We start from the raw sequence: 20,900 nt of genomic DNA on the forward strand, positions 1-20,900 counted from the left end.
GTCATCCCACCACGCCCTCCGGCCGTTGCGCAATAGCCCGTTCTCGATGTGTCAGGCCACCCTCTCCAGGTTGTCGGACGCTCGTACGGCCCACGGCCCGTGCCGTGGCACATATTCTTCGCATGCGGCCGCCTACGGCTTCGTGGCGATGCCACCGGGCCGGGCGGCTCGACCGGTACCCGGCGGCCGCTGCGGCGGCGAGACGGAGAGGCGACCGAGCGTGCCCGACGTGTTCGAGGAGCTGCACCGCCGCTGCCGCGCCGGCGAGGCGGTCGCCCTGGCCACCGTCGTGGCCACCTGGCGGTCCGCGCCGCAGCCGCCCGGCGCCAGCATGCTGGTCGCGGCCGACGGCACGGTCACCGGCAGCGTCTCCGGCGGCTGCGTCGAGGCCGACCTCTATGAACGGGCCCGCATCGTGCTCGACACCGGCGCCCCGGAGTTGACCCGCTACGGAGTCAGCGACGACGCCGCGTACGCCGCGGGCCTGACCTGCGGCGGTGAGCTCGACGTGTTCGTGGAGCGGATCGACGGCGGCGACCTCATGGAGCTGGACGCGGTCGACGCGGCGCGCCGGGCCGGCCAACCGGTGGCGGTGGCCACCTGCGTGGCGGCCGACGCCGGCGATCCGCCGAGAGCGGTGCCGATCGACCCGGCGGGGCGGCTGGGCCGGCGGCTGGTGCTGACCGGGCAGCGGGTGACCGGCTCACTCGGCGACGACCGGCTGGACGCCGCCGCCACCGCCGACGCCCTCGGCCTGCTCGTCGCCGGGCACAGCGGGGTGCTCCGGTACGGCTACCACGGGCAGCGCCGGGGCGTCGGCCTGAGTCTCTTCGTGGCCGCGTACGCCACCCCGCCCCGGATGATCGTCTTCGGGGCCATCGACTTCGCCGGCGCGGTGGCCCGGATCGGCGCGTTCCTCGGCTACCGGGTGACCGTCTGCGACGCCCGTCCGGTCTTCGCCACCGCTCGACGCTTTCCGGAGGCGGACGAGGTGGTGGTGCGGTGGCCGCACCGCTACCTGGCGGCGGAGCTGGACGCCGGCCGTGTCGACGGGCGGACCGTGGTCTGCGTGCTGACCCACGACCCGAAGTTCGACGTGCCGCTGCTGGCGCTGGCGCTGCGCCACCCGCTGGCGTACGTCGGCGCGATGGGGTCGCGGCGGACCCACGACGAGCGGCACAAGCTGCTACGCGAGGCGGGGCTGAGCGCGGAGCAGCTCGCTCGGCTCGCCTCGCCGATCGGGCTGGACCTCGGTGGGCGTACCCCGGAGGAGACCGCGGTGAGCGTGGCCGCGCAGATCGTCGCGGCCCGCTGGGGCGGGACCGGTCGCCCGCTGACGGCACTAGCCGGGCCGATCCACCAGGCGGGGTAGCACCCCGGACGCCTCGTCGGTGGCCCGGTCGGTCGGACCCGCGCCTTCGGCGCCCGCCGGGTCGTGCGCTGTGCCAGCCTGGTGCCACGCGGACCGCACACGTGGGTGGTGGGTGGCTGGCGACGACGAAGGGACCGGCATGGGATACGCGGTGGTGCTCGGCGAGGCGCTCGTCGATCTGCTCGACACCGAGCGGGACGGCGAGCGGGTCTACCGGCAGGCGATCGGCGGCGCGCCGCTCAACGTCGCCGTCGGGGTGGCCCGGCTCGGCGGCGCGGCGCAGTTCGTCGGCTCACTCGGCGACGACGTGCTGGCCGGCCGGATTCGCGCCTTTTTGACCGCGGCCGACGTCGGGCTGGCCGGCGCGGTCACCGTGCCGGCGCCGACCACCCTCGCGGTGGTCACCTTCGCCGGCCCGGAACCCGACTTCCGCTTCTACGGGGAGCCGCCCTCCTACGGCCTGCTCGCCCCGGAGGATCTCGACCTGGCGCTGCTGGAGGGCGCCGACGTGGTCTACTGCGGCTCGGTCGTGCTGCTCCACCCCGGCACGCTGGCGGCCGCCCGGCGTGCCTGGGCGCTCGCCGCCGGCCTGCGGGTCTTCGACCCGAACGTGCGCCCCCGGCTCCTGGACGGGCCGGGCGCGTTGGCCGGGCTGCGCGAGGTGGTGGCCGAGTTCGCCGCCGGCGCCCACCTGGTCAAGCTGAGCACCGCCGACGCCGAACTGCTCTACCCGGGCGAGCCGGTCGAGGGGGTGGCCGCGTACCTGCGGGAGCTGGGCGCCGCGACGGTGGTGGTGACGCTCGGCGCGGCCGGCGCGGTGCTGGCCGCCGCCGACGCCGACCCGGTCCGGGTGCCGGCCTCGCGGGTCGACGCGGTCGACGCCACAGGCGCCGGCGACTCGGTGATGGCGGCGTTGATCGCCGATCTGCTCCTCGACGGCGAGCCGGCCAACCCGGCGGGCTGGGTGGAGCGGGTGGCGTTCGCGCTGCGGGTGGCCGGCCTGGTCTGCGAGTCCCCCGGCGGCGCCACCGCCATGCCCACCCGCGCCGACGTCGAACGTCGCTTCCGGAGCTAGGGCGTGCCGTCCAGTTCGAGGTAGCCGCGGCGGGCGGCGATGAGGGCGGCGCGGGCGCCGAAGGGCGCCTCGGCGGCGACCCGTTCCGGCGGTGCGCCGCCGGTATGCCCGGCCCGGATCAGCCACGCCAGCTTCGCCAGCTCGGCGTGCTGGGCACGGACGAACTCCACGTCCACCGGGTCGCCGTGGCCCGGCACCACCACCGTGCCCGTGGTGGTCAGCCGGAGCAGGTCGGCGACCGCGTCCGGCCACTGCAGGGGGTACGAGTCCTCGAACGCGGGCGGCCCGCTCTGCTCCACCAGGTCCCCGGCGACCAGCACGTCCGCGTCGGGTACGTGCACCACCAGGTCGGCGTCGGTGTGCCCCCGCCCGGGGTGACGCAGCAGCACCCGCCGGCCGCCCAGGTCGAGTGCCGTCTCGGTGTGCACGGTGTGGGTCGGTGCGAGCAGTGGTGTGTCGGTCAGCTCGGCGGCGAGCGCCGGGTGCTCCTCGCGCACCTCGTCGTACGCCTCCCGGCGCAGCCGCTCCGGCTGCTCGCGCAGGGCCGCGGCGGCCAGCGCGTGCGCGTACACCGGGCGGGGCGGGTCGCCGGCCAGCACGGCGTTGCCGAAGCAGTGGTCGTAGTGGTGGTGGGTGTTCACCAGCGTCAGCGGACGGTCGGTGACCGCCCGGACGGCGGCGGCCAGCTCGGTGGCCTGGGCCGCCGAGGAGAGGGTGTCCACCAGCAGCGCCTCGTCGTCGCCGACGACCAGGGTGACGTTGATCCGCAGCAGCGGCTCGCGCAGCACGTGCACCCGGTCGGCGACCTTGACGAAACCGCCGATCATGACGCCCGCCCGGCGCGGTCGACGAAGCGTTGCCGGTCCACCAGGATCCGGTCCACCCGACCCCGGGCCACCGTCTCGGCACCATCGGTGACGGTGACCTCGAACGACAGCCGGCGACCGTCGACGGCCGCCAGCAGGGCCTGCGCCCGGACCGTCCGGCCGACCACGGTCGGCGCCAGGTGCTCCAGCTCGACCCGGGTCCCCACGGTGGTCGACCCGGACGGCATCGCGGTCGCCGTCGCCGCGACGGTGGCCGCCTCGGCCAGCGCGAGCACCCGGGGTGTGCCGAGCACCGGTACGTCCCCGGAACCGACCGCCTGGGCGGTGTCCGCGTCGGTGACGGTCAACTCGACCCGGGCGGTCAGACCCGGCGCGAAGGCCGGCTCGGGCTGCTCCTGCATGGTCGCCAGCCTAGGTGCTCGCCGAGCCCGCCGAGCACGCGCCCGGCGATCCGGCCGTACCCGCCGCGCTACCTGTGGACCGGCCCGGCGGGTGGTCGCCGTCGGTCGATGCCGCCCCCGTCGTTAACCTTGACCGCGATGGCCGTCGTGACTGACCCCCAAACCCCCGCCCGGACCGACCCGCCCGCGTCCCCGGACGGGGGCCGTCGGCGCATCGTCGCCATGACGATCTGGGCGGTCGCCTTCGTGGCCGCCTGGCTGGGCATCGGACTACCCACCGACCCCGCGTACGCCTTCGTGTGGATCTGGGCCGGGACCATCGCCTGGAACAGCGACCGGCCGTGGCGCAGTCATCTGCGCTTCGCCCGGGACTGGGTGCCGGTGGTGCTCCTGCTCGCCGCGTACAACCTCTCCCGGGGGTTCGCCGACAACGGGGCCACCCCGCACGCGATGGAGTTGATCGTCGCGGACCGGTTCATGTTCGGCTGGGCCACCGGCGGTGAGGTGCCCACCATCTGGTTGCAGCAGCACCTCTACCACCCGCAGCTGCACTGGTGGGACGTCGCGGCGAGCTGGGTGTACTTCTCGCACTTCGTGGTGGCGCTGGCCGCCGCCGCGGTGCTCTGGCTGCGGGACCGGCACCGCTGGGCGGCGTACATGCGGCGCTGGGGCTTCCTCTGCGCCGCCGGTCTGGCCACCTACTTCATCTACCCGGCGGCGCCGCCGTGGTGGGCGGCACAGAACGGCCTGCTCACCGAGGTCGCCCGGATCTCCACCCGGGGCTGGAAGGCGTTCGGCATGCACGGCGCCGGCAACGTGCTCAACGCCGGTCAGATCGCCTCGAACCCGGTCGCCGCGATGCCGTCGCTGCACACCGCTTGGGCGCTGTTCGTGGTGCTCTTCTTCCTGCACACCACCCGCCGCCGCTGGTGGCCGCTGCTGCTCGCGTACCCGCTGGCGATGACCTTCACCCTGGTCTACTCGGGTGAGCACTACGTGATCGACGTGCTGGTCGGCTGGACGTACGTCGGGATGACCTTCCTGGTGGTCGGCCTGGCCGAGCGTGGGTGGGCGGCGCTGCGAGCCCGTCGCGCCGGGCCCGCCAAAGCCGCCGCCGAACCGCCACCGGGAGGTATCACCGGCCCCGACGGCGCCACCGACCCCCCGGGTCGGCCGGCCAACGGGCAGCCGGCACCGGTCGGCCCGAGCACCGCCGACGAGCCCGCAGTCCCAGCCGACCGCTGACACCGTCAGCCCCGGCCCGGCCCCGGCCGGGTGGGGCCGGGTGGGTCAGGCCGGGCGGCGGGCGGCGTGCGCGCGGAAGGTCAGCTCGGCTGCCAGGCCCCACGCCTCCGACAGATCCCGGTCCTGTGCCGCCGCGCCCGAACCGCCCGCGGTGTCCGCGTAGACGGTGGCCAGCCCGAGCCGGCGCTGCGCCGGCCCCTGCACCACCCGCACGCTCTGGATCCGGGCGTACGGCACGATCGCCACCTGCCGGGTGAGCAGCCCGGACCGGGTGGCGAAGACCCGCTCGAACAGGCCGGCGCCGAGCGCGCCCCGGCCCAGTGGGTGCAGCCAGCGGGCCCGGGGTGGCGGTGGGGCCAGCGCCAGCGCGTCGAGGCGTACCCCTGGCAGCACCTCGGTGACGATCATCGTCGCGGTCGGCAGGTCACCGACCGGCAGCAGGCGGTCCGGCCGGTTGCGGTCGTCGGCCTCGGCGACGGAGTAACCGGCAACCTCCAGCCGCAGCCGCAGCCAGCCCTTCACCCGCCAGAGCAGCGGCCAGGTGGCCCGTACGGTCTGAACCCGGTCCAGCGGCACGGTCTGCGCCCGGGTCTCCAGCAGGCCGTTGTGCACCCGCAGCGTGCCGTCGTCGCGGGCCAGCCGGAAGTTCCAGTCGTCGAGGACCCGGCGGATCGGTTGCAGCAGCACACCGGCCATCGCGGTCAGCGTGCTCGCCACCGCGACGAACGACCACGACCCCGCGGTGAGGAACTGCACCACGACGAAGGCCACGCCGAACGGGAGCAGGAATGCCTGCGGGGTGAGCAGTTGGCTGACCAGCAGGCTCTGGTTGCGTACCGCGTGCAGCGGGCGGCCCGGTGCGGCCAGCGGCGGCGCCGTCCCGGGGGCCGCCGCGGACGGCGCGAGGCCCGGCGCGGGCGGTTGTGACGCGCGGCCGGCGAGCGCCAGCAGCCGCTCGCGCAGCCGGGCCGCGTCGGCCACCCCGAGGTACGCCAGCGGCGCCTCGGTCTTGCCCCCGCCGACCACCTCGAGCCGCAACTCGGCCAGGCCGGTGAGCTGGGCGAGCAGCGGCCGGACCACCTCCACGGCCTGCAACCGCTCCAGGGGAATCGCCCGGGTACGCCGCCAGAGCAGCCCCTCGTACACCCGCAGTTCGCGGCCCACCACGTGGTAGCCGGTGTTGTACCAGCTGATCACTGACAGCACGGTCGCGCCGAGCGCCAGTACCACCACCATGGCCGCGAACCAGCCGAAGCCGACCCGGGACAGCGTCGACCAGGACAGCCCGGCGATCACCACGACCAGCGACTTGGCCCCGTGCAACAGCGGGCTGAGCGGGTGCAGTCGCTGACGCGGCTCGCCGTCGCCGCCCGTTGCCGGCAGCGGCCAGGGATAGGGCACCCCGGGCGGCACCGCCGCGTAGGGCACCGCTCCGCCGGGCGCGTAGGGCGGCACCGCGCCGCCGGGGGGCGGGCCGGTGGGAGGCGCGCCACCGGGCGGCCGGGGCGGGCCGGTGCCAGGCTCGGCGGGATGGTCGGTCATCGGGCCGGCCTCCAGCGTGGCCGGTCGACCGGTCGCGCGCTCACAGCCCCTCCGCCCGGTCCTCGCCGAGCGCGGTGAGCCGGTCGCGCAGCCGGGACGCCTCCGCCGGGCGCAGCCCCGGAACCCGGGCGTCGCTCGCCGCCGCCGCGGTGTGCAACTGCACGGTGGCCAGGTCGAAGGCGCGCTCCAGCGGCCCGGCGCTGACGTCGACGAACTGCATCCGGGAATACGGCACGATGGAGAGCCGCCGGACCAGCAGCCCGTGCCGGACCAGCAGGTCGTCCTCCCGCTCGGCGTAGCCCCAGGCCCGGACCGCGCGGACGATCGCCACGGCCCGCCACGCGCCGAACACCAGCACGGCGGCGAGGGCGAGCCCGAACAGGCCCTGACCGCTCAGTGCCCAGCCGATCGCCGTCACCGCCAGCCCGATGGCGAGCACCACGGCCAGCCGGATCAGCTCCACCCAGATCAGGTCGGAGGAGATCGGCTGCCAGTGGACAGTGTCCGGCCAGGGCTCCAGTGGACCCCGCCCCGCGGACCCGTCCGTCAACAGCGGCCCGGGTGCGCCGGAGGCGGGCGACGGGCCGGGGGGCAGCAGGCCGGGCGCCGGCAGGTCGGGCGGGCGCGGGTCCCCGTCGTACCCGCCGGATCTCGGTAGGGCGCTCGGCGGCAGCGGGGCGGGCGATGACGCGTCGGGCGGGGTGGGATCCGGGCCGAGCGTGCCGGGCGCCGGGAACGCTCCGGGCGGTGGGGCTGTGGTGCGGGGCCGGGACGGGGAGGCGGGCCCGGGGGAGGCCGGTGGGTCGACGCGGTCGTCCGCGCTCACCGATGGGATCCGTTCTGCGCGGCAGCGGCGCGAGGCGTCACGCTGCTGTGCCCACTTGTTCGCCCGCTGCGCTCGCTCACATGTCGAGGGTAGGCGATCCGGGCACCGGATTGACGGCACGCAGGAAGCCGCGTGCGTCCAGGAAGTCGCCGAGGCTGCCCCGGTGCTCGCCGCAGGCCAGCCACGTCTTGCGCCGCTCGGCGTTGTGCAGACGGGGGTTGTTCCACTCAAGCGCCCAGACAGCGGGGGCGCGGCAGCCGCGTGCCGAGCAGATCAGGGCCTCGCCGGCGGGGGAGGGGTTGCTCATCCCGGCCAGTCTAGGGCGGCGGGACGGAGGGCTTGAGCGCCGGGCGGCCACGGGGGGAGCCGCCCGGCGACGGGGTGAATGGTACACGCGGCGAGCCGGTCCCTGTCCACCCCGTGAAGGGCGATTCGGCTGCCGGGGACGGCGCGGCGAAAATCGGCTTCTCCCCACCTCGACACTCAGGAAGGCGTGCGAGTCTTGATACCGCACCAGCCGCGACGACCGACCAACGCTGTGGAGGACCGGTGGCCCAGCCGACCATGCCCGATGCCCCGACGCCGAACGGGGCGGCCCCGGCGGACCCCGCGCCGGTGACCACACCCGCGCAGGACGCCACCCTGCTGGAACGGGCGCTGTTCGAGATCAAACGGGTCATCGTCGGGCAGGACCGGATGGTGGAGCGGATGTTCGTCGCGCTGCTCGCCCGCGGCCACTGCCTGCTCGAAGGGGTGCCCGGGGTGGCCAAGACCCTGGCCGTGGAGACCCTCGCCAAGGTTGTCGGCGGATCCTTCGCCCGGGTGCAGTTCACCCCGGACCTGGTGCCCGCCGACATCATGGGCACCCGGATCTACCGGCAGTCGAGCGAGAAGTTCGATGTCGAGCTGGGCCCGGTCTTCGTCAACTTCCTGCTCGCCGACGAGATCAACCGGGCTCCGGCCAAGGTGCAGTCGGCGCTGCTGGAGGTGATGAGCGAGCGGCAGGTGTCCATCGGCGGGGAGAGCCACCGGGTGCCCGACCCGTTCCTGGTGATGGCCACCCAGAACCCGATCGAGCAGGAGGGCGTCTACCCGCTGCCGGAGGCGCAGCGGGACCGGTTCCTCATGAAGATCGTGGTGGGCTACCCGACCGACGCCGAGGAGCGGGAGATCGTCTACCGGATGGGCGTCGCCGCGCCGGAGCCGAGTGCGGTCTTCGACACGCCCGACCTGATCGCCCTGCAACGCAAGGCGGACCAGGTCTTCGTGCACAACGCCCTGGTCGACTACGCGGTCCGGCTGGTGCTGGCCACCCGCGCGCCGGCCGAGCACGGCATGCCCGACGTCGCCCAGCTGATCCAGTACGGGGCGAGCCCGCGCGCCTCGCTCGGCCTGGTCCGGGCAACCCGCGCGCTGGCGCTGCTGCGCGGTCGGGACTACGCGCTGCCGCAGGACGTGCAGGACATCGCCCCGGACATCCTGCGGCACCGGCTGGTGCTCAGCTACGACGCGCTCGCCGACGACGTGCCGGCCGACCACATCGTGCACCGGGTGATGTCCACCATTCCGCTCCCGGCGGTCGCCCCCCGGCAGCAGGCCAGCCCGTCGTCGACCACCACGCCGCCGGGCGCCGGCTGGCCCGGGCAGCGGCCGTGACCTCACCCACCCCTCGACCCGCCCCCGTCCCCGACCGCAGCGAGGCCGTGCTGTCCCGGCTCCAGTTGCTGGTCACCCGCAAGCTCGACGGTCTGCTCCAGGGCGACTACGCCGGCCTGCTGCCCGGCCCGGGCAGCGAGGCGGGTGAGTCACGGGAGTACCGGGCCGGCGACGACGTACGCCGGATGGACTGGCCGGTCACGGCACGGACCACAACGCCGCACGTGCGACGTACGGTGGCTGACCGGGAGTTGGAGACCTGGCTGGCGCTGGACCTCTCGGCCAGCCTGGACTTCGGCACCGGGCAGTGGCTCAAGCGGGAGGTGGTGGTGGCCGCCGCCGCCGCGATCACCCACCTGACCGTGCGCGGCGGTAACCGGATCGGCGCGGTGATCGGCACCGGCGGCGGCGCGTCCGCCCCGGCCCGGCGCTGGCGGGGTGGGCCACCGCCGACCGGGCCCGGGGTGTTCACCCGCCTTCCGGCGCGCTCCGGCCGCAAGGAGGCGCAGGGCCTGCTGCGCGCCGTCGCCGGCGCCGCGATCCAGCCCGGCCGGGGTGACCTGGGCGCCCTGATCGAGATGCTCAACCGCCCACCCCGGCGGCGAGGGGTGGCGGTGGTGGTCTCGGACTTCCTCGCGCCGGCCGAGCAGTGGGCCCGGCCGATGCGCAAGCTGCGGGTCCGGCACGACGTGCTGGCGATCGAGGTGGTCGACCCGCGGGAGCTGGAGCTGCCCGACGTGGGTGTGCTGCCGGTGGTCGACCCCGAGAGTGGCGAGCTGCACGAGGTGCAGACCGCCGACCCGCGGCTTCGGCAGCGCTACGCCGAGGCCGCCGCCGCCCAGCGGGCCACGATCGCCGCCGCGCTGCGTAGCGCCGGCGCGGCCCACCTGCGACTGCGTACCGACCGAGACTGGCTGCTGGACATGGTGCGTTTCGTGGCCGCGCAGCGGCACGCCCGCACCCGGGGGACGACACGATGATCCGTTTCATGCAACCGTGGTGGCTGCTGGCCGTGCTGCCGGTGCTCGCCCTCGCCGCGTTCTACCTGTGGCGGCAGCTGCACCGCCGGGCGTACGCGATGCGCTTCACCAACGTGGATCTGCTGCGCACCGTGGCACCGAAGGGGCTTGGCTGGCGCCGGCACGTTTCGGCGACCGCGTTCCTGCTCTGCCTGCTGGTGCTGGCCACCGCGCTGGCCCGTCCCGCGGTGGACACCAAGGAGCCGCTGGAGCGGGCGACAGTGATGCTCGCCATCGACGTGTCGCTGTCCATGCAGGCCGACGATGTGGCGCCGAACCGTCTGGAGGCGGCCCAGGAGGCGGCGAAGCAGTTCGTCGGCGAGTTGCCGAGGAGCTACAACCTGGGGCTGGTGTCGTTCGCCAAGGCGGCAAACGTGCTGGTGCCACCGGGCAAGGACCGGGCGGCGGTGACAAGTGCGATCGACGGGCTGGTGCTGGCCGAGGCGACCGCGACCGGCGAGGCGGTGTTCACCTGCCTGGAGGCGATCCGGTCGGTGCCGGCCGACGGGGCGGCGGGTATTCCACCGGCCCGGATCGTGCTGCTCTCCGACGGGTTCCGCACGTCCGGCCGGTCGGTGGAGGAGGCGGCGGCGGCCGCGCAGGCGGCCAACGTGCCGGTCTCCACCATCGCCTTCGGCACCGACACCGGCCAGGTCGACATCGGCGGCCAGCTCCAGCGGGTGCCGGTGGACCGGATGGCCCTGGCCGAGCTGGCCGAGACCACCGAGGGCTACTTCTACGAGGCGGCCTCGGTGAGCGAGCTGAAGCAGGTCTACCAGGACATGGGCAGCTCGATCGGGTTCCGCACGGAGCCGCGCGAGGTGACCCAGTGGTACGCCGGGGTGGCGCTGCTGCTGGCGCTCTGCGCCGGTGCGCTCAGCCTGCTCTGGTCGTCCCGGATGCTGTGAGGCCGGCGGTGCCCGGGCTGGTCCCGGGCGCCGCCACCAGTGGCCGGGTGACGAGATCGGGCGCGAGCGGTGGGGTCAGTGCCCGCCGCCGGCGAGCACGAAGACGATGGCCACCCAGACGGCGGCGAGGGTGAAGCCCAGCGGGGCGACGTAGCGGCTCATGGACGGCTCCGGGTGGCGGCTGGACGGTCCGCGTGCGGGGGCGGACCGCAGGGGGTGGGGACGCGCACACGAAGTCGTGACCGGGCGGCTCCCGGCGACCGTCCGGATTCGGACGGCGCGGCACGCGCACCTCGGCGTGGGCCGGGTGACGGGGGAGCGGAGCGGGGTCAGCTCACCAGACTGAGTCGTGGCTCAGCGGGGCTGACCATCGGCCCGGCCACGACTGGGAGGATCGCTATCTCGCACAGCGATCACCTCCTGACGTCGGGCGGGCCGGAACGTCGATCATCGTACACCCGCGCCGCCGACGGGACGTACTCGGCCGACCGGCTGGCGGCTCCTCCACCGCCCGGCCGTCGCCACCCGGTCCGACGGGCCGGCCGGCGGCCCGCCCGTGCCAGCGTGACAAGCACCGCGGCGAACAGGGGCAGCCAGCAGAACCGGGCGAGCACCCAGCCCGGACCGTCCGGCGCGGTGTGCAACCCCGGCAGGGCCACCCCACCCCGGGCGACGAGCGCGGTCACCGCGACCAGGACGGGCTGGTGCCACAGGTAGATCCGCACCGCGTTCCGGTTCACCTCGGTCACCGCCCGGCCCGGCAACCGACGGGCCAGCAGCCGTTCCAGCCCCGGCCGGGCGAGCAGGCCCACCCCGACCTGGGTGACCGCGAGCGCCACCGCCAGCAACGACGGCGGGTTCAGGTTCGACACCCCGGCCCCGGGCACCCCGACCGCGCTGACCGGATAGCCCAGCGCCAGCAGCGCGGCCAGCGCGACGGCGCCGCCGCCGGCCAGCGCGCCGGCCACCCGCCGGCCGGCCAGCCGCCCCTCGGCGTGCGCCAGGCCGAGCAGGTACGGCACCGCCCAGGCCGCCACCACGGTGACCGGCGCCAGGCTGGTGCCGGTCGGCAGCAGGCGGCCCGCCAGGTCGGCCGCAGCCACCACGGCCACCGCCGGTGCGGCGCAGCGCACCAGCCCCCACCTCGCGACGGCGGCCCGCAGCGGGCCGGTCGACGCGACGAGGAGCAGCAGCGGTAGCAGGAACCACAGGGGACTGACCGCGAGCCGCAGCGCGACGGCGAGGGTGTCGTCCGGGATGCCGGCGACGGTGGCGGCGAGCAGCACTGCGGCTCCCGCACCGAGCAGCGCCAGCGCGGGCAGCGCCAGCCGGCGCAGCCGACGGGCCAGCCATCCGCCCGGCCCGCCCCGGTGGCGTGCCAGCGACCGGGCCGAGCCGAATCCGGCGGTGAAGAAGAACAACCCGAGGGTCTGCAACACCCACGTCACCGGGGCCAGGCCGGGCAGTGCGGTCAGCGGGCTGGACTGGTGCAGCTCGCCGTCGGCGGTCAGCACCAGGCCGGTGACCAGCCAGTGCCCGAGCACCACCCCGCCGATGGCGTACGCCCGCAGCGCGTCGACCGCGCGGTCGCGGCTCACCGGGCGTTCCCGGCCCGGTCGGCGTCGGCGCCGCCCAGCACGACCGTCGCCACCGCGACCAGCGTGGCGCTGCCCGGCACCAGGTAGTCGTCGTGCCCGGCGACCCCATCCACCGGCAACGGCCGGGCGCCGAACGCCGGGTCGCCGGGGCGCCGGCCGTACCCGAGGCCGGGCAGCCGCACCGACGGCACCCGCCGGATCCAGTCGGTGGGCGCCTCGGCCGCCCAGAACCGCCGCCCGCCGCGCAGCTCGTCGGCGTGCTGCACCCCGGCGCCGATCCCGCCGAGGCTGACCACGTCACTGACCTGCGGCGGGGCGTCCGCCGCGGCCAGCGACACCACCAGCGCCCCGTAGCTGTGCCCGACCAGTGTGATGGTCGCGGCGGGGAGGCGCCCGGCCAACTCCCGCAGCAGTGCGGCCAGGCCGTCCCCGCCCCGCCGGGCGCTCGCGCCCGAAACGGCGGCCAACACCCCGTCGGGTGGGTCGTAGCCGAGCCAGGCCAGCACCGCGACCCGCGCCGCCGGGTCGGCCCCCCGCAGCTCCCGGTACACCTGCCGGGCCTGCGCCGCCGGCGCCCGGCGCGCCACACCGCCCAGCCCACGGTCGAAGTCGGCGAGGGTGCTGCCGACACCGGGCACCAGCACCGCGATCCGGTCGGCGTGGGCCAGGTCGCCGAACACCTCGACGGCACGACCGTCGCCGTGCGGGTCGAACGCCAGGAACCGGCGCCCGCCGGCCGCCCAGTCCGCGTACGGCGGACCGGCCGCGCGCATCGCCGCCGCCGTGACCGGGTACGCCTCGACGAACCCGGCCGCCGCGACGGGCTCGGGTCGGGTCGGCAGAACCAGGTTCACGCCGAGCAGCGCGGCCAGGGCCAGCCGGCCGGCACCTCGTGGTCGCATCATGTTCCCCCTCCGGAATGTTGTCCGAAGGGACAGTGCGCCGGTGGGCAGCGCTCGCGCGTCGTCCCGGGGAGCCGTTCCCGTGCTGGCTCCGTGGAGCTACTCGCCCGCGGCGACCAGACCCGTCTCGTACGCCAGCACCACGGCCTGGACCCGGTCGCGCAGCCCGAGCTTGGCCAGGATCCGCCCGACGTGCGTCTTGACCGTCTGCTCGGCCACCACCAGGTCGCCGGCGATCTCCGTGTTGTTGCGGCCCCGGGCGATCAACCGCAGCACCTCGGTCTCCCGCGGAGTGAGCCCGGCCAGGTCGGTGGGGCGGGGCCGGTGGCGGTCCGGGCGGGCCGCGAACTCGGCGATCAGCCGGCGGGTGACCGCCGGGGCGAGCAGCGCGTCCCCGGCCGCCACCACCCGCACCGCCTGCACCAGGTCGGCCGCCGGGGCGTCCTTGAGCAGGAAGCCGCTGGCCCCGGCGCGCAGTGCCTCGTACACGTAGTCGTCCAGGTCGAAGGTGGTGAGGATGAGCACCCGGGGGCGCTGCGCCGACCGGTCGCCGAGCAGCTTGCGGGTGGCGGCCAGCCCGTCCAGCACGGGCATCCGCACGTCCATCAGCACCACGTCCGGGTCGAGCCGGCGGGCCGCGGCGACGGCCTGCGCGCCGTCGGCGGCGTCACCGACCACCAGCAGGTCCGGCTGGGCGGCGAGCAGCGCCCCGAAGCCCTGCCGGACCATCGCCTGGTCGTCGGCGATCAGCACCTTGATCATCGGTCCGCGTCCTCCACGTCGTACGGCAGCTCGACCGCCACCGCGTAACCCCCGTCGGGCAGCGTCCCGGCGGTGAACGTACCGCCGAGCGAGACGGCCCGCTCCCGCATGCCGGTCAACCCGTGCCCGGCTCCGGCCTCGGTGCCCGGCCGGGCGTCGGTCGAGTCGGGCGGTGCGTTCTGCACGCGTACCCCCAGGCTGGAGCGGCCGGCGCGGACGGTGACCCGCACCGCGGCGCCGCCCGCGTGCCGGGCCGCGTTGGCCAGGCCTTCCTGCACGATCCGGTACGCGGCCAGCCCGACCGGCGTGGGCACCCGCTCGACCTGCACCTGTTCGGCGTCCAGGGTCACCGGCAGCCCAGCCCTGCGCGCCGCCTCCACCATCGTTTCCAGGTCGGCCAGGTCGGGTTGCGGCGCGGTCTGCGGGCCGGTCGACTCGCTGCGCAGCACGCCGAGGAGCCGTCGCATGTCGGTGAGCGCGTCGCGGGCCGAACCGGCGATGGCGGTGAACTCCGCCGCGACCGGCGCCGGCACGTCGGTCAGCCGGTACGGCGCGGTCTCCGCCTGCACGGCGATCAGCGACATGTGGTGGGCCACCACGTCGTGCAGTTCCCGGGCGATCCGGGTGCGTTCCTCCAGCACCGCGCGGCGCTCGTGCTCCCGCTCGCTCAGTTCGGTCTGCTCGGCCAGCGCGCGCCGGGACATCCTGTTGCGCCGGATCAGGTCGCCGACGATCGCCAGCGCGCCGAGCAGCGCCAGGACAGCGGCCCGGTTCTCGGCGCGGACCAGGGTGAACACCGGCACTGTGGTGATCGCCACCACCCAGACCAGCACCGGCCGGTCGACCCGCGCGACGACCACCGCGACCACCGCGATCGACCCGAGCGCCAGCGGCGGGGTCCACGGGCCGGGCGTGTCGGCGGGCGCGTTGAACGTGCACACCAGCAGGGCCAGCACGGTCAGCCGCCAGGCCAGCAGCGGACGCCGGGGCAGCGCCAGCAGCGGCGCCACGGTCATCGCCGCGAACAGCACCGCGATCGGCGTCGGCAGGCCCCAGTCGCTCTCCACGGCCACCGTGATCCAGAAGAGGCCGAGCGCGGCGAGCAGCCCGACCGGGGCGGCGTGACGGGCCAGCCTGGGCCAGCGGGCCAGCAGCGGCCGCCCGGGCGGGGCGTCCGGGCCCAGCAGGGTTTGCCGCAGGGCCCGCAGGGCCACGGCGATCGGTTGCCGGTTCACCACCGGGAGGCTACGGGCCGGCACCTCCGAGGGGCGTGCCACCAGGGGTTGATCCCCATGTCGTACCCCAGTGTGACGCGACTCCCGTTAGCGCTTACCTGCCGGTAACGCCTAGGCTCCGACGCGTCCGTGCTGACCATTCGCAAGGGGGAATCGTGGCCCGTACCGTGCTGGTGACCGGGGGGAACCGGGGAATCGGCCTGGCCATCGCGCAGGCCTTCGCCAAGCAGGGCGACCGGGTTGCGGTGACCCACCGCAGCGGCGAGGCGCCCGACGGTCTGTTCGGGGTGCGGGCCGACGTCACCGACGCCGACTCGATCGACGCCGCCTTCACCGCGGTGGAGGCCGAGCTGGGGCCGGTCGAGGTGCTGGTCTCCAACGCCGGTATCACCGACGACACGCTGCTGCTGCGGATGTCCGAGGAGCAGTTCACCGGCGTGCTGGACACCAACCTCACCGGCGCGTTCCGGTGCGCCAAGCGGGCCTCCGGAAAGATGCTCCGGGCCAGGTGGGGGCGCATGATCTTCGTCTCGTCGGTGGTCGCGCTCTCCGGCGGCGCAGGTCAGGTCAACTACGCCGCCAGCAAGGCCGGCCTGGTCGGCGTGGCCCGCTCGATCACCCGGGAGCTGGGCAGCCGCAACATCACCGCGAACGTGGTGGCGCCCGGCTTCATCGACACGGACATGACCGCCGGCCTGTCCGACGACCGCAAGGCGGAGATCCGCAAGTCCATCCCGGCTGGCCGGATGGCCCACCCGGACGAGGTCGCCGCGGTCGTCACCTGGCTGGCCGGCGACGCCGCCGGGTACGTCTCCGGGGCCGTGATCCCGGTCGACGGTGGCCTCGGTATGGGCCACTGACCAGCGCTATCTGACTACGTACGGAGGAACCCTGCATGTCCGGACTGCTCGCCGGTAAGCGGCTGCTGGTCACCGGTGTCATCACCGACGCCTCGATCGCCTTCTCGGTGGCGAAGCTCGCCCAGGAGAACGGCGCGCAGGTCGTGCTGACCGGCTTCGGACGGCTCTCCCTGGTCGAGCGGATCGCCAAGCGACTGCCCGAGCCGGCCCCGGTGATCGAGGTGGACGTGACCAACACGGAGCACCTGGCCAGCCTCGCCGACCGCGTCCGCGAGCACGTCGACGGGCTCGACGGCGTAGTGCACTCCATCGGCTTCGCCCCGCAGAGCTGCCTGGGCGGCGGCTTCCTCGACGCCCCCTGGGAGGACGTGGCGACCGCGCTGCACGTCTCCACCTACTCGTACAAGTCGCTCGCCATGGCGGCGCTGCCGCTGATGTCCGCCGGCGGCGCGGTGGTCGGCCTGACCTTCGACGCCACGAAGGCGTGGCCGGTCTACGACTGGATGGGCGTGGCCAAGGCCGGCCTGGAGTCCGCGTCCCGCTACCTGGCGCTGCACCTGGGCAAGCAGGGCATCCGCAGCAACCTGGTCGCCGCCGGGCCGCTGCGCACCATCGCCGCCAAGTCGATCCCCGGTTTCGACCAGTTCGAGGACGCCTGGACCCAGCGGGCTCCGCTCGGCTGGAGCCTCACCGACCAGGAGCCCGCCGCGCGGGCCTGCCTGGCGCTGCTGTCCGACTGGTTCCCCGCCACCACCGGCGAGATCGTGCACGTCGACGGCGGCTACCACGCCATCGGCGCCTGACGTTTAAGGAAGGGCCCCTTGTTAACGCCTGCGGTAGAGCAGGGGGCCCTTCTTAACACCGTGGACCACTCCGGAGCAGGGGCCGTCGCCGGATCGTTCCGGCCGACCGGCAAGAATGGACCCATGGCGTACGACGCGGTGGTGCTGGTGTCCTTCGGTGGGCCGGAGCGGCCCGAGGACGTGATGCCGTTCCTGCAGAACGTGACCCGGGGCCGCGGCGTGCCGCCCGAACGGCTGGCCGAGGTCGCCGAGCACTACCAGCACTTCGGCGGGGTGTCCCCGATCAACCAGCAGTGCCGTGACCTGCTGGCCGCCGTCCGCGCCGACTTCGCCGCACACGGTCTCGACCTGCCCGTCTACTGGGGCAACCGCAACTGGGACCCGCTGCTCGCGGACACCGTGACCCAGATGCGCGACGACGGCGTCACCAGGGCGCTCGCCTTCGTCACCAGCGCGTACGGCGGCTACTCGTCCTGCCGGCAGTACCAGGAGGACATCGCCGCAGCCCGGGCCGCGGTCGGCCCGGACGCCCCGGTCATCGAGAAGCTGCGCCAGTTCTGGGACCATCCCGGCTTCGTCGAGCCGCACGTCGACGCGGTCCGTGCCGCCCTGGGGCAGCTCGACCCGGCGAAGCGGGACACCACCCGGCTGGTCTTCAGCGCCCACTCGGTCCCTACCTCGATGGCCGCCAACGCCGGCCCGCACGGCGGCCGGTACGAGGCGCAGCTGCGCGAGACCGCCCGGCTGGTGGCCGCGGCCGCCGCTCCCGACCTGCCGTACGACCTGGTGTGGCAGAGCCGCTCCGGCCCGCCGCAGGTGCCGTGGCTGGAGCCGGACATCAACGACCACCTGGCGACCCTCGCGCAGGGCGGCACCACCGGCGTGGTGGTCAGCCCGATCGGGTTCGTCTCGGACCACCTGGAGGTGGTGTGGGACCTGGACACCGAGGCGTTGGAGACCGCCAAGCAGCTCGGCCTGGACTTCGTCCGGGCCGGCACCCCGGGCACCGACCCGCGCTTCGTGGCCATGGTGCGGGAGTTGGTCACCGAGCGGACCGACCCGGACGGCGCGCAGCTGCGCCGCCGCCTGGGCGACCTGCCGATGTGGGACACCTGCCCCACCGTCTGCTGCGTGCCGACCCGCCGCCCCTGACCGTCCACCCGCCCACCGACACCCCGGGGATCACCTAATGCATGACCGCAAGCCCGTCGAGAGCTGGCTGACCGACATGGACGGCGTGCTCGTGCACGAGGGCCAGCCGGTGCCCGGCGCGCCGGAGTTCATCAACCGGCTGCGCTCCTCGGGCAAGCCGTTCCTGGTGCTGACCAACAACTCGATCTACACCCCGCGCGACCTGACCGCCCGGCTGAGCCGGATGGGGCTGGACGTGCCGGAGGAGTCGATCTGGTCCTCCGCGCTGGCCACCGGCCAGTTCCTCGCCGACCAGCGGCCGGGCGGCACCGCGTACGTGATCGGGGAGGCGGGGCTGACCACGGCGCTGCACGCGGTCGGTTACGTGCTCACCGACTTCGCCCCGGACTACGTGGTGCTCGGTGAGACCCGCACCTACAGCTTCGAGGCGATCACCAAGGCGGTCCGGTTGATCAACGACGGGGCCCGGTTCATCTGCACCAACCCCGATGTCACCGGCCCGTCGGTGGAGGGCGCGCTGCCCGCCGCCGGCTCGGTCGCCGCCATGATCTCCAAGGCGACCGGGGTGGAGCCGTACTTCGTCGGCAAGCCGAACCCGATGATGATGCGCTCGGCGCTGAACACCATCAACGCGCACTCCGAGAGCACCGCGATGATCGGTGACCGGATGGACACCGACATCCTGTGCGGGCTGGAGGCCGGGCTGGAGACCATCCTGGTGCTCACCGGGATCAGCAGCCGCACCGAGGCGGAGCGCTACCCGTACCGCCCGTCCCGGATCATCAACTCGGTGGCGGACCTGCTCGACGAGGTCTGACCCGCTTGCCTCCCGTCAGGGGCGCAGTGGGGCGTTGCAGGCGGCCACCAGCGCCTGCCGGCAGGCCGTGGTGAGCGGGCGGAGCGCGGCGTCGCGCTGCTGCGCCTCGTAGTTGTTGATCGCGCCACCGGGCGCGGCGTGCCCGGCCAGCGCGAGCACCCGGTCGAGCACCGCGGCGCGGGCGAAGAGTCGACGGGCCCGGGGGTCGAAGCCGGGCGGCAGGTCGGTGGCGCCGTCCGGGCGGCGCAGCGCGGCCAGCGCCCCGGCCAGCTCGGGCCGCCACTGGGCGACGTCCAGACGGGTCAGCGCGGCGGTCGTCTCGGCGAGCGCGGCAGCCAGCTCGGCCTCCGCCTCGGCGGCTCCGGGCAGCGACAGTGACGCGGCGGGCGCGTTGGCCGGCAGCGGGTAGACCCGCCAGAGCACCGTCTCGAAACAGTCCCCCGAGCCGGAGGTGTGCAGCCGGACCTGCGGGATCAACCCGAGCCCACCGGCCACCACCGCCTCGCCCGCGACCAGCGCCGCACCGGCGAAGTCACCGGGGCCGGGCAGCCCCCGCGGGTCGCCCGGCGCGGGCAGCACCAGACGGATCTCGTCCGGGGAGAGCTTGGCCAGGGTGGGCAGCGCGGCACCCAGCGGGACGTCGGTCCAGGTGCCGGGGGCGTCCGCCACGAGGTGCTCCTCGTCGCCGGCGATGGCGTCGGCGACCTCGTCGTACGGCACCAACCCGGCGCGCCACGCGCGCACCCAGGCGACAAACCGGCTCGACCGGCGCGGCGTGAGTGTGGCCGCGCCCGCTGTGGGGGTGGACATGCCGAAAGGGTACGTGGTCACCGCCGGCCCTGTCTCGACTGCCGCTCCGGCCGCCCTGCCTGACCCGAACTGCCCCCTTCGCCCCACTCCCGGCCCCGCCCCCAGCCCGCTCTCTACTCACGTCGATCATGGCGCCGCCGTGGGCGGTCCATCCTGATTCGTGACGTTTCGCGAGGCACCACAATTCCATGATCGACGGGGTGCGGGGTGGGGGTGGAGGGTCGGCGGTGTGTCGAGGTGGTGGTCGGGGGTGGCGGGGTTAGCGTGATCGACATGGCGGGGCGATACGGCGAGGACGTGTTGGCGGGCGACTGGCGGCGGCGGAAGGTCACCCCCGAGGTGGACGCCGAGCCGGATCTCGTGGTGGAGGACGCCGACTCCGGGTTCTGCGGGGCGGTGGTGGGCTTCGAATCGGGCGCGGTGGTGCTGGAGGACCGGCACGGCCGGCGGCGCAACTTCCCCCTGCTGCCGGCGGCGTTCCTGCTCGACGGTCGCCCGGTGACGCTGCGCCGCCCGACCCGCGCGCCGGTGCCGACGGCCCGCCGGCGCACCGCGTCCGGCTCGGTGGCGGTGGACAACGTCCGCGCCCAGGTGGCCAGGGCCAGCCGGATCTGGGTGGAGGGCATCCACGACGCGGCGCTGGTCGAGCGGATCTGGGGTGACGACCTGCGGATCGAGAGCGTGGTCGTGGAGCCGCTGGACGGCATCGACGCCCTCGACGCCGAGGTGCGCGACTTCGGCCCGGCCCCGACCCGGCGACTCGGCGTACTCGTCGACCACCTGGTGCCGGGCAGCAAGGAGAGCCGGATCGTGGCCCGGGTGACCTCGCCGTACGTGCTGGTGACCGGGCATCCGTACGTGGACGTCTGGCAGGCGGTCAAGCCGGCGGCGCTGGGCATCGCGGCGTGGCCGGTGGTACCGCCGGGGCGGCCGTGGAAGGAGGGGGTCTGCGCGGCCCTCGGGGTGGCCGAGCCGGCCGACATGTGGCGGCACATCCTGTCCCGGGTGAACACCTTCGCCGACGTGGAGACCCCCCTGATCAACGCCATGGAACGCCTCATCGACTTCGTCACCGAAGCCCCCTGACGGC

21 protein-coding genes are annotated in these 20,900 nt (G+C 74.8%); 11 read left to right on the top strand and 10 right to left on the bottom strand.

The annotated features are described in order from the left end of the window. Positions 1 to 220: 220 nt before the first annotated feature. Both GA0070607_RS22135 and GA0070607_RS22140 read left to right on the top strand, forming a co-directional pair. Entirely contained in the window at positions 221 to 1,372 is a 1,152-nt protein-coding gene (locus GA0070607_RS22135; protein ID WP_089019907.1) for an XdhC family protein, read from the top strand. A 139-nt stretch (positions 1,373 to 1,511) separates the two neighbouring features. Beyond that, positions 1,512 to 2,447, top strand: a complete 936-nt coding sequence (locus GA0070607_RS22140; RefSeq protein ID WP_089019908.1) for a PfkB family carbohydrate kinase — start codon at positions 1,512 to 1,514, stop codon at positions 2,445 to 2,447. Here GA0070607_RS22140 and GA0070607_RS22145 read toward each other — a convergent pair. Together GA0070607_RS22145 and GA0070607_RS22150 are read right to left on the bottom strand one after the other, a co-directional pair. Continuing rightward, on the bottom strand, positions 2,444 to 3,274 hold the full coding sequence (locus tag GA0070607_RS22145) for an MBL fold metallo-hydrolase (protein ID WP_089019909.1): 831 nt from the start codon (positions 3,272 to 3,274) through the stop codon (positions 2,444 to 2,446). The genes GA0070607_RS22140 and GA0070607_RS22145 overlap by 4 nt on opposite strands. After that, positions 3,271 to 3,675, bottom strand: coding sequence for a thioesterase family protein (locus GA0070607_RS22150; RefSeq protein ID WP_089019910.1), 405 nt, complete (start codon positions 3,673 to 3,675; stop codon positions 3,271 to 3,273). The genes GA0070607_RS22145 and GA0070607_RS22150 overlap by 4 nt, the downstream gene beginning before the upstream one ends. A gap of 138 nt (positions 3,676 to 3,813) precedes the next feature. On the opposite strand from GA0070607_RS22150, the gene GA0070607_RS22155 reads away from it, so the two are divergent. Continuing rightward, positions 3,814 to 4,920: a phosphatase PAP2 family protein gene (locus GA0070607_RS22155; RefSeq protein ID WP_089019911.1), complete on the top strand. Its 1,107-nt coding sequence runs from the start codon at positions 3,814 to 3,816 to the stop codon at positions 4,918 to 4,920. A gap of 45 nt (positions 4,921 to 4,965) precedes the next feature. Here the strand turns inward: GA0070607_RS22155 and GA0070607_RS22160 are convergent, their stop codons facing one another. The 3 genes from GA0070607_RS22160 to GA0070607_RS22170 all read right to left on the bottom strand — a co-directional run bounded on the left by GA0070607_RS22160 (position 4,966) and on the right by GA0070607_RS22170 (position 7,595). Then, the gene (locus GA0070607_RS22160) at positions 4,966 to 6,462 is read right to left on the bottom strand and encodes a PH domain-containing protein (protein WP_408630844.1); all 1,497 of its coding nucleotides are present in this window, start codon (positions 6,460 to 6,462) and stop codon (positions 4,966 to 4,968) included. Between the two features lie 40 nt (positions 6,463 to 6,502). After that, positions 6,503 to 7,015 (bottom strand): PH domain-containing protein, encoded by a 513-nt coding sequence (locus GA0070607_RS22165; RefSeq protein WP_089022018.1) that lies wholly within the window; start codon positions 7,013 to 7,015, stop codon positions 6,503 to 6,505. A gap of 349 nt (positions 7,016 to 7,364) precedes the next feature. Beyond that, positions 7,365 to 7,595: a hypothetical protein gene (locus GA0070607_RS22170; RefSeq protein ID WP_074312690.1), complete on the bottom strand. Its 231-nt coding sequence runs from the start codon at positions 7,593 to 7,595 to the stop codon at positions 7,365 to 7,367. Between the two features lie 242 nt (positions 7,596 to 7,837). Between GA0070607_RS22170 and GA0070607_RS22175 the strand changes: the two genes are divergently transcribed. The 3 genes from GA0070607_RS22175 to GA0070607_RS22185 are packed head-to-tail and all read left to right on the top strand — an operon-like array spanning position 7,838 to position 10,871. Then, complete coding sequence (locus GA0070607_RS22175; RefSeq protein ID WP_089019912.1) at positions 7,838 to 8,944, top strand: AAA family ATPase; 1,107 nt, start codon at positions 7,838 to 7,840, stop codon at positions 8,942 to 8,944. After that, entirely contained in the window at positions 8,923 to 9,924 is a 1,002-nt protein-coding gene (locus GA0070607_RS22180; RefSeq protein ID WP_089019913.1) for a DUF58 domain-containing protein, read from the top strand. Before GA0070607_RS22175 ends, GA0070607_RS22180 begins: the two co-directional genes overlap by 22 nt. Continuing rightward, positions 9,921 to 10,871: a VWA domain-containing protein gene (locus GA0070607_RS22185; RefSeq protein WP_089019914.1), complete on the top strand. Its 951-nt coding sequence runs from the start codon at positions 9,921 to 9,923 to the stop codon at positions 10,869 to 10,871. Before GA0070607_RS22180 ends, GA0070607_RS22185 begins: the two co-directional genes overlap by 4 nt. Positions 10,872 to 11,284: 413 nt before the next feature. Here GA0070607_RS22185 and GA0070607_RS22190 read toward each other — a convergent pair whose 3' ends face one another. From GA0070607_RS22190 to GA0070607_RS22205, 4 genes are all read right to left on the bottom strand, one after another. Then, positions 11,285 to 12,469, bottom strand: coding sequence for an acyltransferase family protein (locus GA0070607_RS22190; RefSeq protein WP_089019915.1), 1,185 nt, complete (start codon positions 12,467 to 12,469; stop codon positions 11,285 to 11,287). Beyond that, positions 12,466 to 13,374: an alpha/beta hydrolase gene (locus GA0070607_RS22195; protein ID WP_231930138.1), complete on the bottom strand. Its 909-nt coding sequence runs from the start codon at positions 13,372 to 13,374 to the stop codon at positions 12,466 to 12,468. Before GA0070607_RS22195 ends, GA0070607_RS22190 begins: the two co-directional genes overlap by 4 nt. 96 nt (positions 13,375 to 13,470) lie before the next feature. Continuing rightward, positions 13,471 to 14,133: a response regulator gene (locus GA0070607_RS22200; protein WP_089019916.1), complete on the bottom strand. Its 663-nt coding sequence runs from the start codon at positions 14,131 to 14,133 to the stop codon at positions 13,471 to 13,473. Continuing rightward, positions 14,130 to 15,368, bottom strand: a complete 1,239-nt coding sequence (locus tag GA0070607_RS22205; RefSeq protein WP_157743194.1) for a sensor histidine kinase — start codon at positions 15,366 to 15,368, stop codon at positions 14,130 to 14,132. The genes GA0070607_RS22200 and GA0070607_RS22205 overlap by 4 nt, the downstream gene beginning before the upstream one ends. Before the next feature lie 155 nt (positions 15,369 to 15,523). Between GA0070607_RS22205 and fabG the strand changes: the two genes are divergently transcribed. The 4 genes from fabG to GA0070607_RS22225 all read left to right on the top strand — a co-directional run bounded on the left by fabG (position 15,524) and on the right by GA0070607_RS22225 (position 19,000). Further along, on the top strand, positions 15,524 to 16,228 hold the full coding sequence (gene fabG, locus GA0070607_RS22210; RefSeq protein ID WP_089019918.1) for a 3-oxoacyl-ACP reductase FabG: 705 nt from the start codon (positions 15,524 to 15,526) through the stop codon (positions 16,226 to 16,228). A 35-nt stretch (positions 16,229 to 16,263) separates the two neighbouring features. Further along, positions 16,264 to 17,031: an enoyl-ACP reductase FabI gene (gene fabI / locus GA0070607_RS22215; protein ID WP_089019919.1), complete on the top strand. Its 768-nt coding sequence runs from the start codon at positions 16,264 to 16,266 to the stop codon at positions 17,029 to 17,031. Positions 17,032 to 17,154: 123 nt separating this feature from the next. Continuing rightward, positions 17,155 to 18,183, top strand: coding sequence for a ferrochelatase (locus tag GA0070607_RS22220; RefSeq protein ID WP_089019920.1), 1,029 nt, complete (start codon positions 17,155 to 17,157; stop codon positions 18,181 to 18,183). 37 nt (positions 18,184 to 18,220) lie between these two features. Beyond that, positions 18,221 to 19,000 carry an HAD-IIA family hydrolase gene (locus tag GA0070607_RS22225; protein WP_089019921.1) on the top strand — a complete coding sequence of 260 codons (780 nt, stop codon included), beginning with the start codon at positions 18,221 to 18,223 and terminating at the stop codon, positions 18,998 to 19,000. A 15-nt stretch (positions 19,001 to 19,015) separates the two neighbouring features. On the opposite strand, the gene GA0070607_RS22230 is transcribed toward GA0070607_RS22225, so the two are convergent. Then, complete coding sequence (locus GA0070607_RS22230; RefSeq protein WP_089019922.1) at positions 19,016 to 19,810, bottom strand: hypothetical protein; 795 nt, start codon at positions 19,808 to 19,810, stop codon at positions 19,016 to 19,018. 273 nt (positions 19,811 to 20,083) lie between these two features. Here GA0070607_RS22230 and GA0070607_RS22235 point away from each other — a divergent pair, with 273 nt between their 5' ends. Next, positions 20,084 to 20,896 (top strand): DUF3097 domain-containing protein, encoded by an 813-nt coding sequence (locus GA0070607_RS22235; protein ID WP_089022020.1) that lies wholly within the window; start codon positions 20,084 to 20,086, stop codon positions 20,894 to 20,896. Positions 20,897 to 20,900 lie beyond the last annotated feature (4 nt).

This window comes from Micromonospora coriariae (assembly GCF_900091455.1).
Lineage (GTDB): Bacteria > Actinomycetota > Actinomycetes > Mycobacteriales > Micromonosporaceae > Micromonospora > Micromonospora coriariae.

Bases quoted from the DNA above. Each gene is read 5' to 3' on its own strand.
- GA0070607_RS22230 (WP_089019922.1), bottom strand. From the start codon at position 19,810: ATGTCCACCCCCACAGCGGGCGCGGCCACACTCACGCCGCGCCGGTCG.
- GA0070607_RS22160 (WP_408630844.1), bottom strand. From the start codon at position 6,462: ATGACCGACCATCCCGCCGAGCCTGGCACCGGCCCGCCCCGGCCGCCC.
- GA0070607_RS22200 (WP_089019916.1), bottom strand. From the start codon at position 14,133: ATGATCAAGGTGCTGATCGCCGACGACCAGGCGATGGTCCGGCAGGGC.
- GA0070607_RS22225 (WP_089019921.1), top strand. From the start codon at position 18,221: ATGCATGACCGCAAGCCCGTCGAGAGCTGGCTGACCGACATGGACGGC.
- GA0070607_RS22195 (WP_231930138.1), bottom strand. From the start codon at position 13,374: ATGATGCGACCACGAGGTGCCGGCCGGCTGGCCCTGGCCGCGCTGCTC.
- fabI (WP_089019919.1), top strand. From the start codon at position 16,264: ATGTCCGGACTGCTCGCCGGTAAGCGGCTGCTGGTCACCGGTGTCATC.
- GA0070607_RS22150 (WP_089019910.1), bottom strand. From the start codon at position 3,675: ATGCAGGAGCAGCCCGAGCCGGCCTTCGCGCCGGGTCTGACCGCCCGG.
- GA0070607_RS22220 (WP_089019920.1), top strand. From the start codon at position 17,155: ATGGCGTACGACGCGGTGGTGCTGGTGTCCTTCGGTGGGCCGGAGCGG.
- GA0070607_RS22145 (WP_089019909.1), bottom strand. From the start codon at position 3,274: ATGATCGGCGGTTTCGTCAAGGTCGCCGACCGGGTGCACGTGCTGCGC.
- GA0070607_RS22155 (WP_089019911.1), top strand. From the start codon at position 3,814: ATGGCCGTCGTGACTGACCCCCAAACCCCCGCCCGGACCGACCCGCCC.
- GA0070607_RS22140 (WP_089019908.1), top strand. From the start codon at position 1,512: ATGGGATACGCGGTGGTGCTCGGCGAGGCGCTCGTCGATCTGCTCGAC.
- GA0070607_RS22235 (WP_089022020.1), top strand. From the start codon at position 20,084: ATGGCGGGGCGATACGGCGAGGACGTGTTGGCGGGCGACTGGCGGCGG.
- GA0070607_RS22170 (WP_074312690.1), bottom strand. From the start codon at position 7,595: ATGAGCAACCCCTCCCCCGCCGGCGAGGCCCTGATCTGCTCGGCACGC.
- GA0070607_RS22185 (WP_089019914.1), top strand. From the start codon at position 9,921: ATGATCCGTTTCATGCAACCGTGGTGGCTGCTGGCCGTGCTGCCGGTG.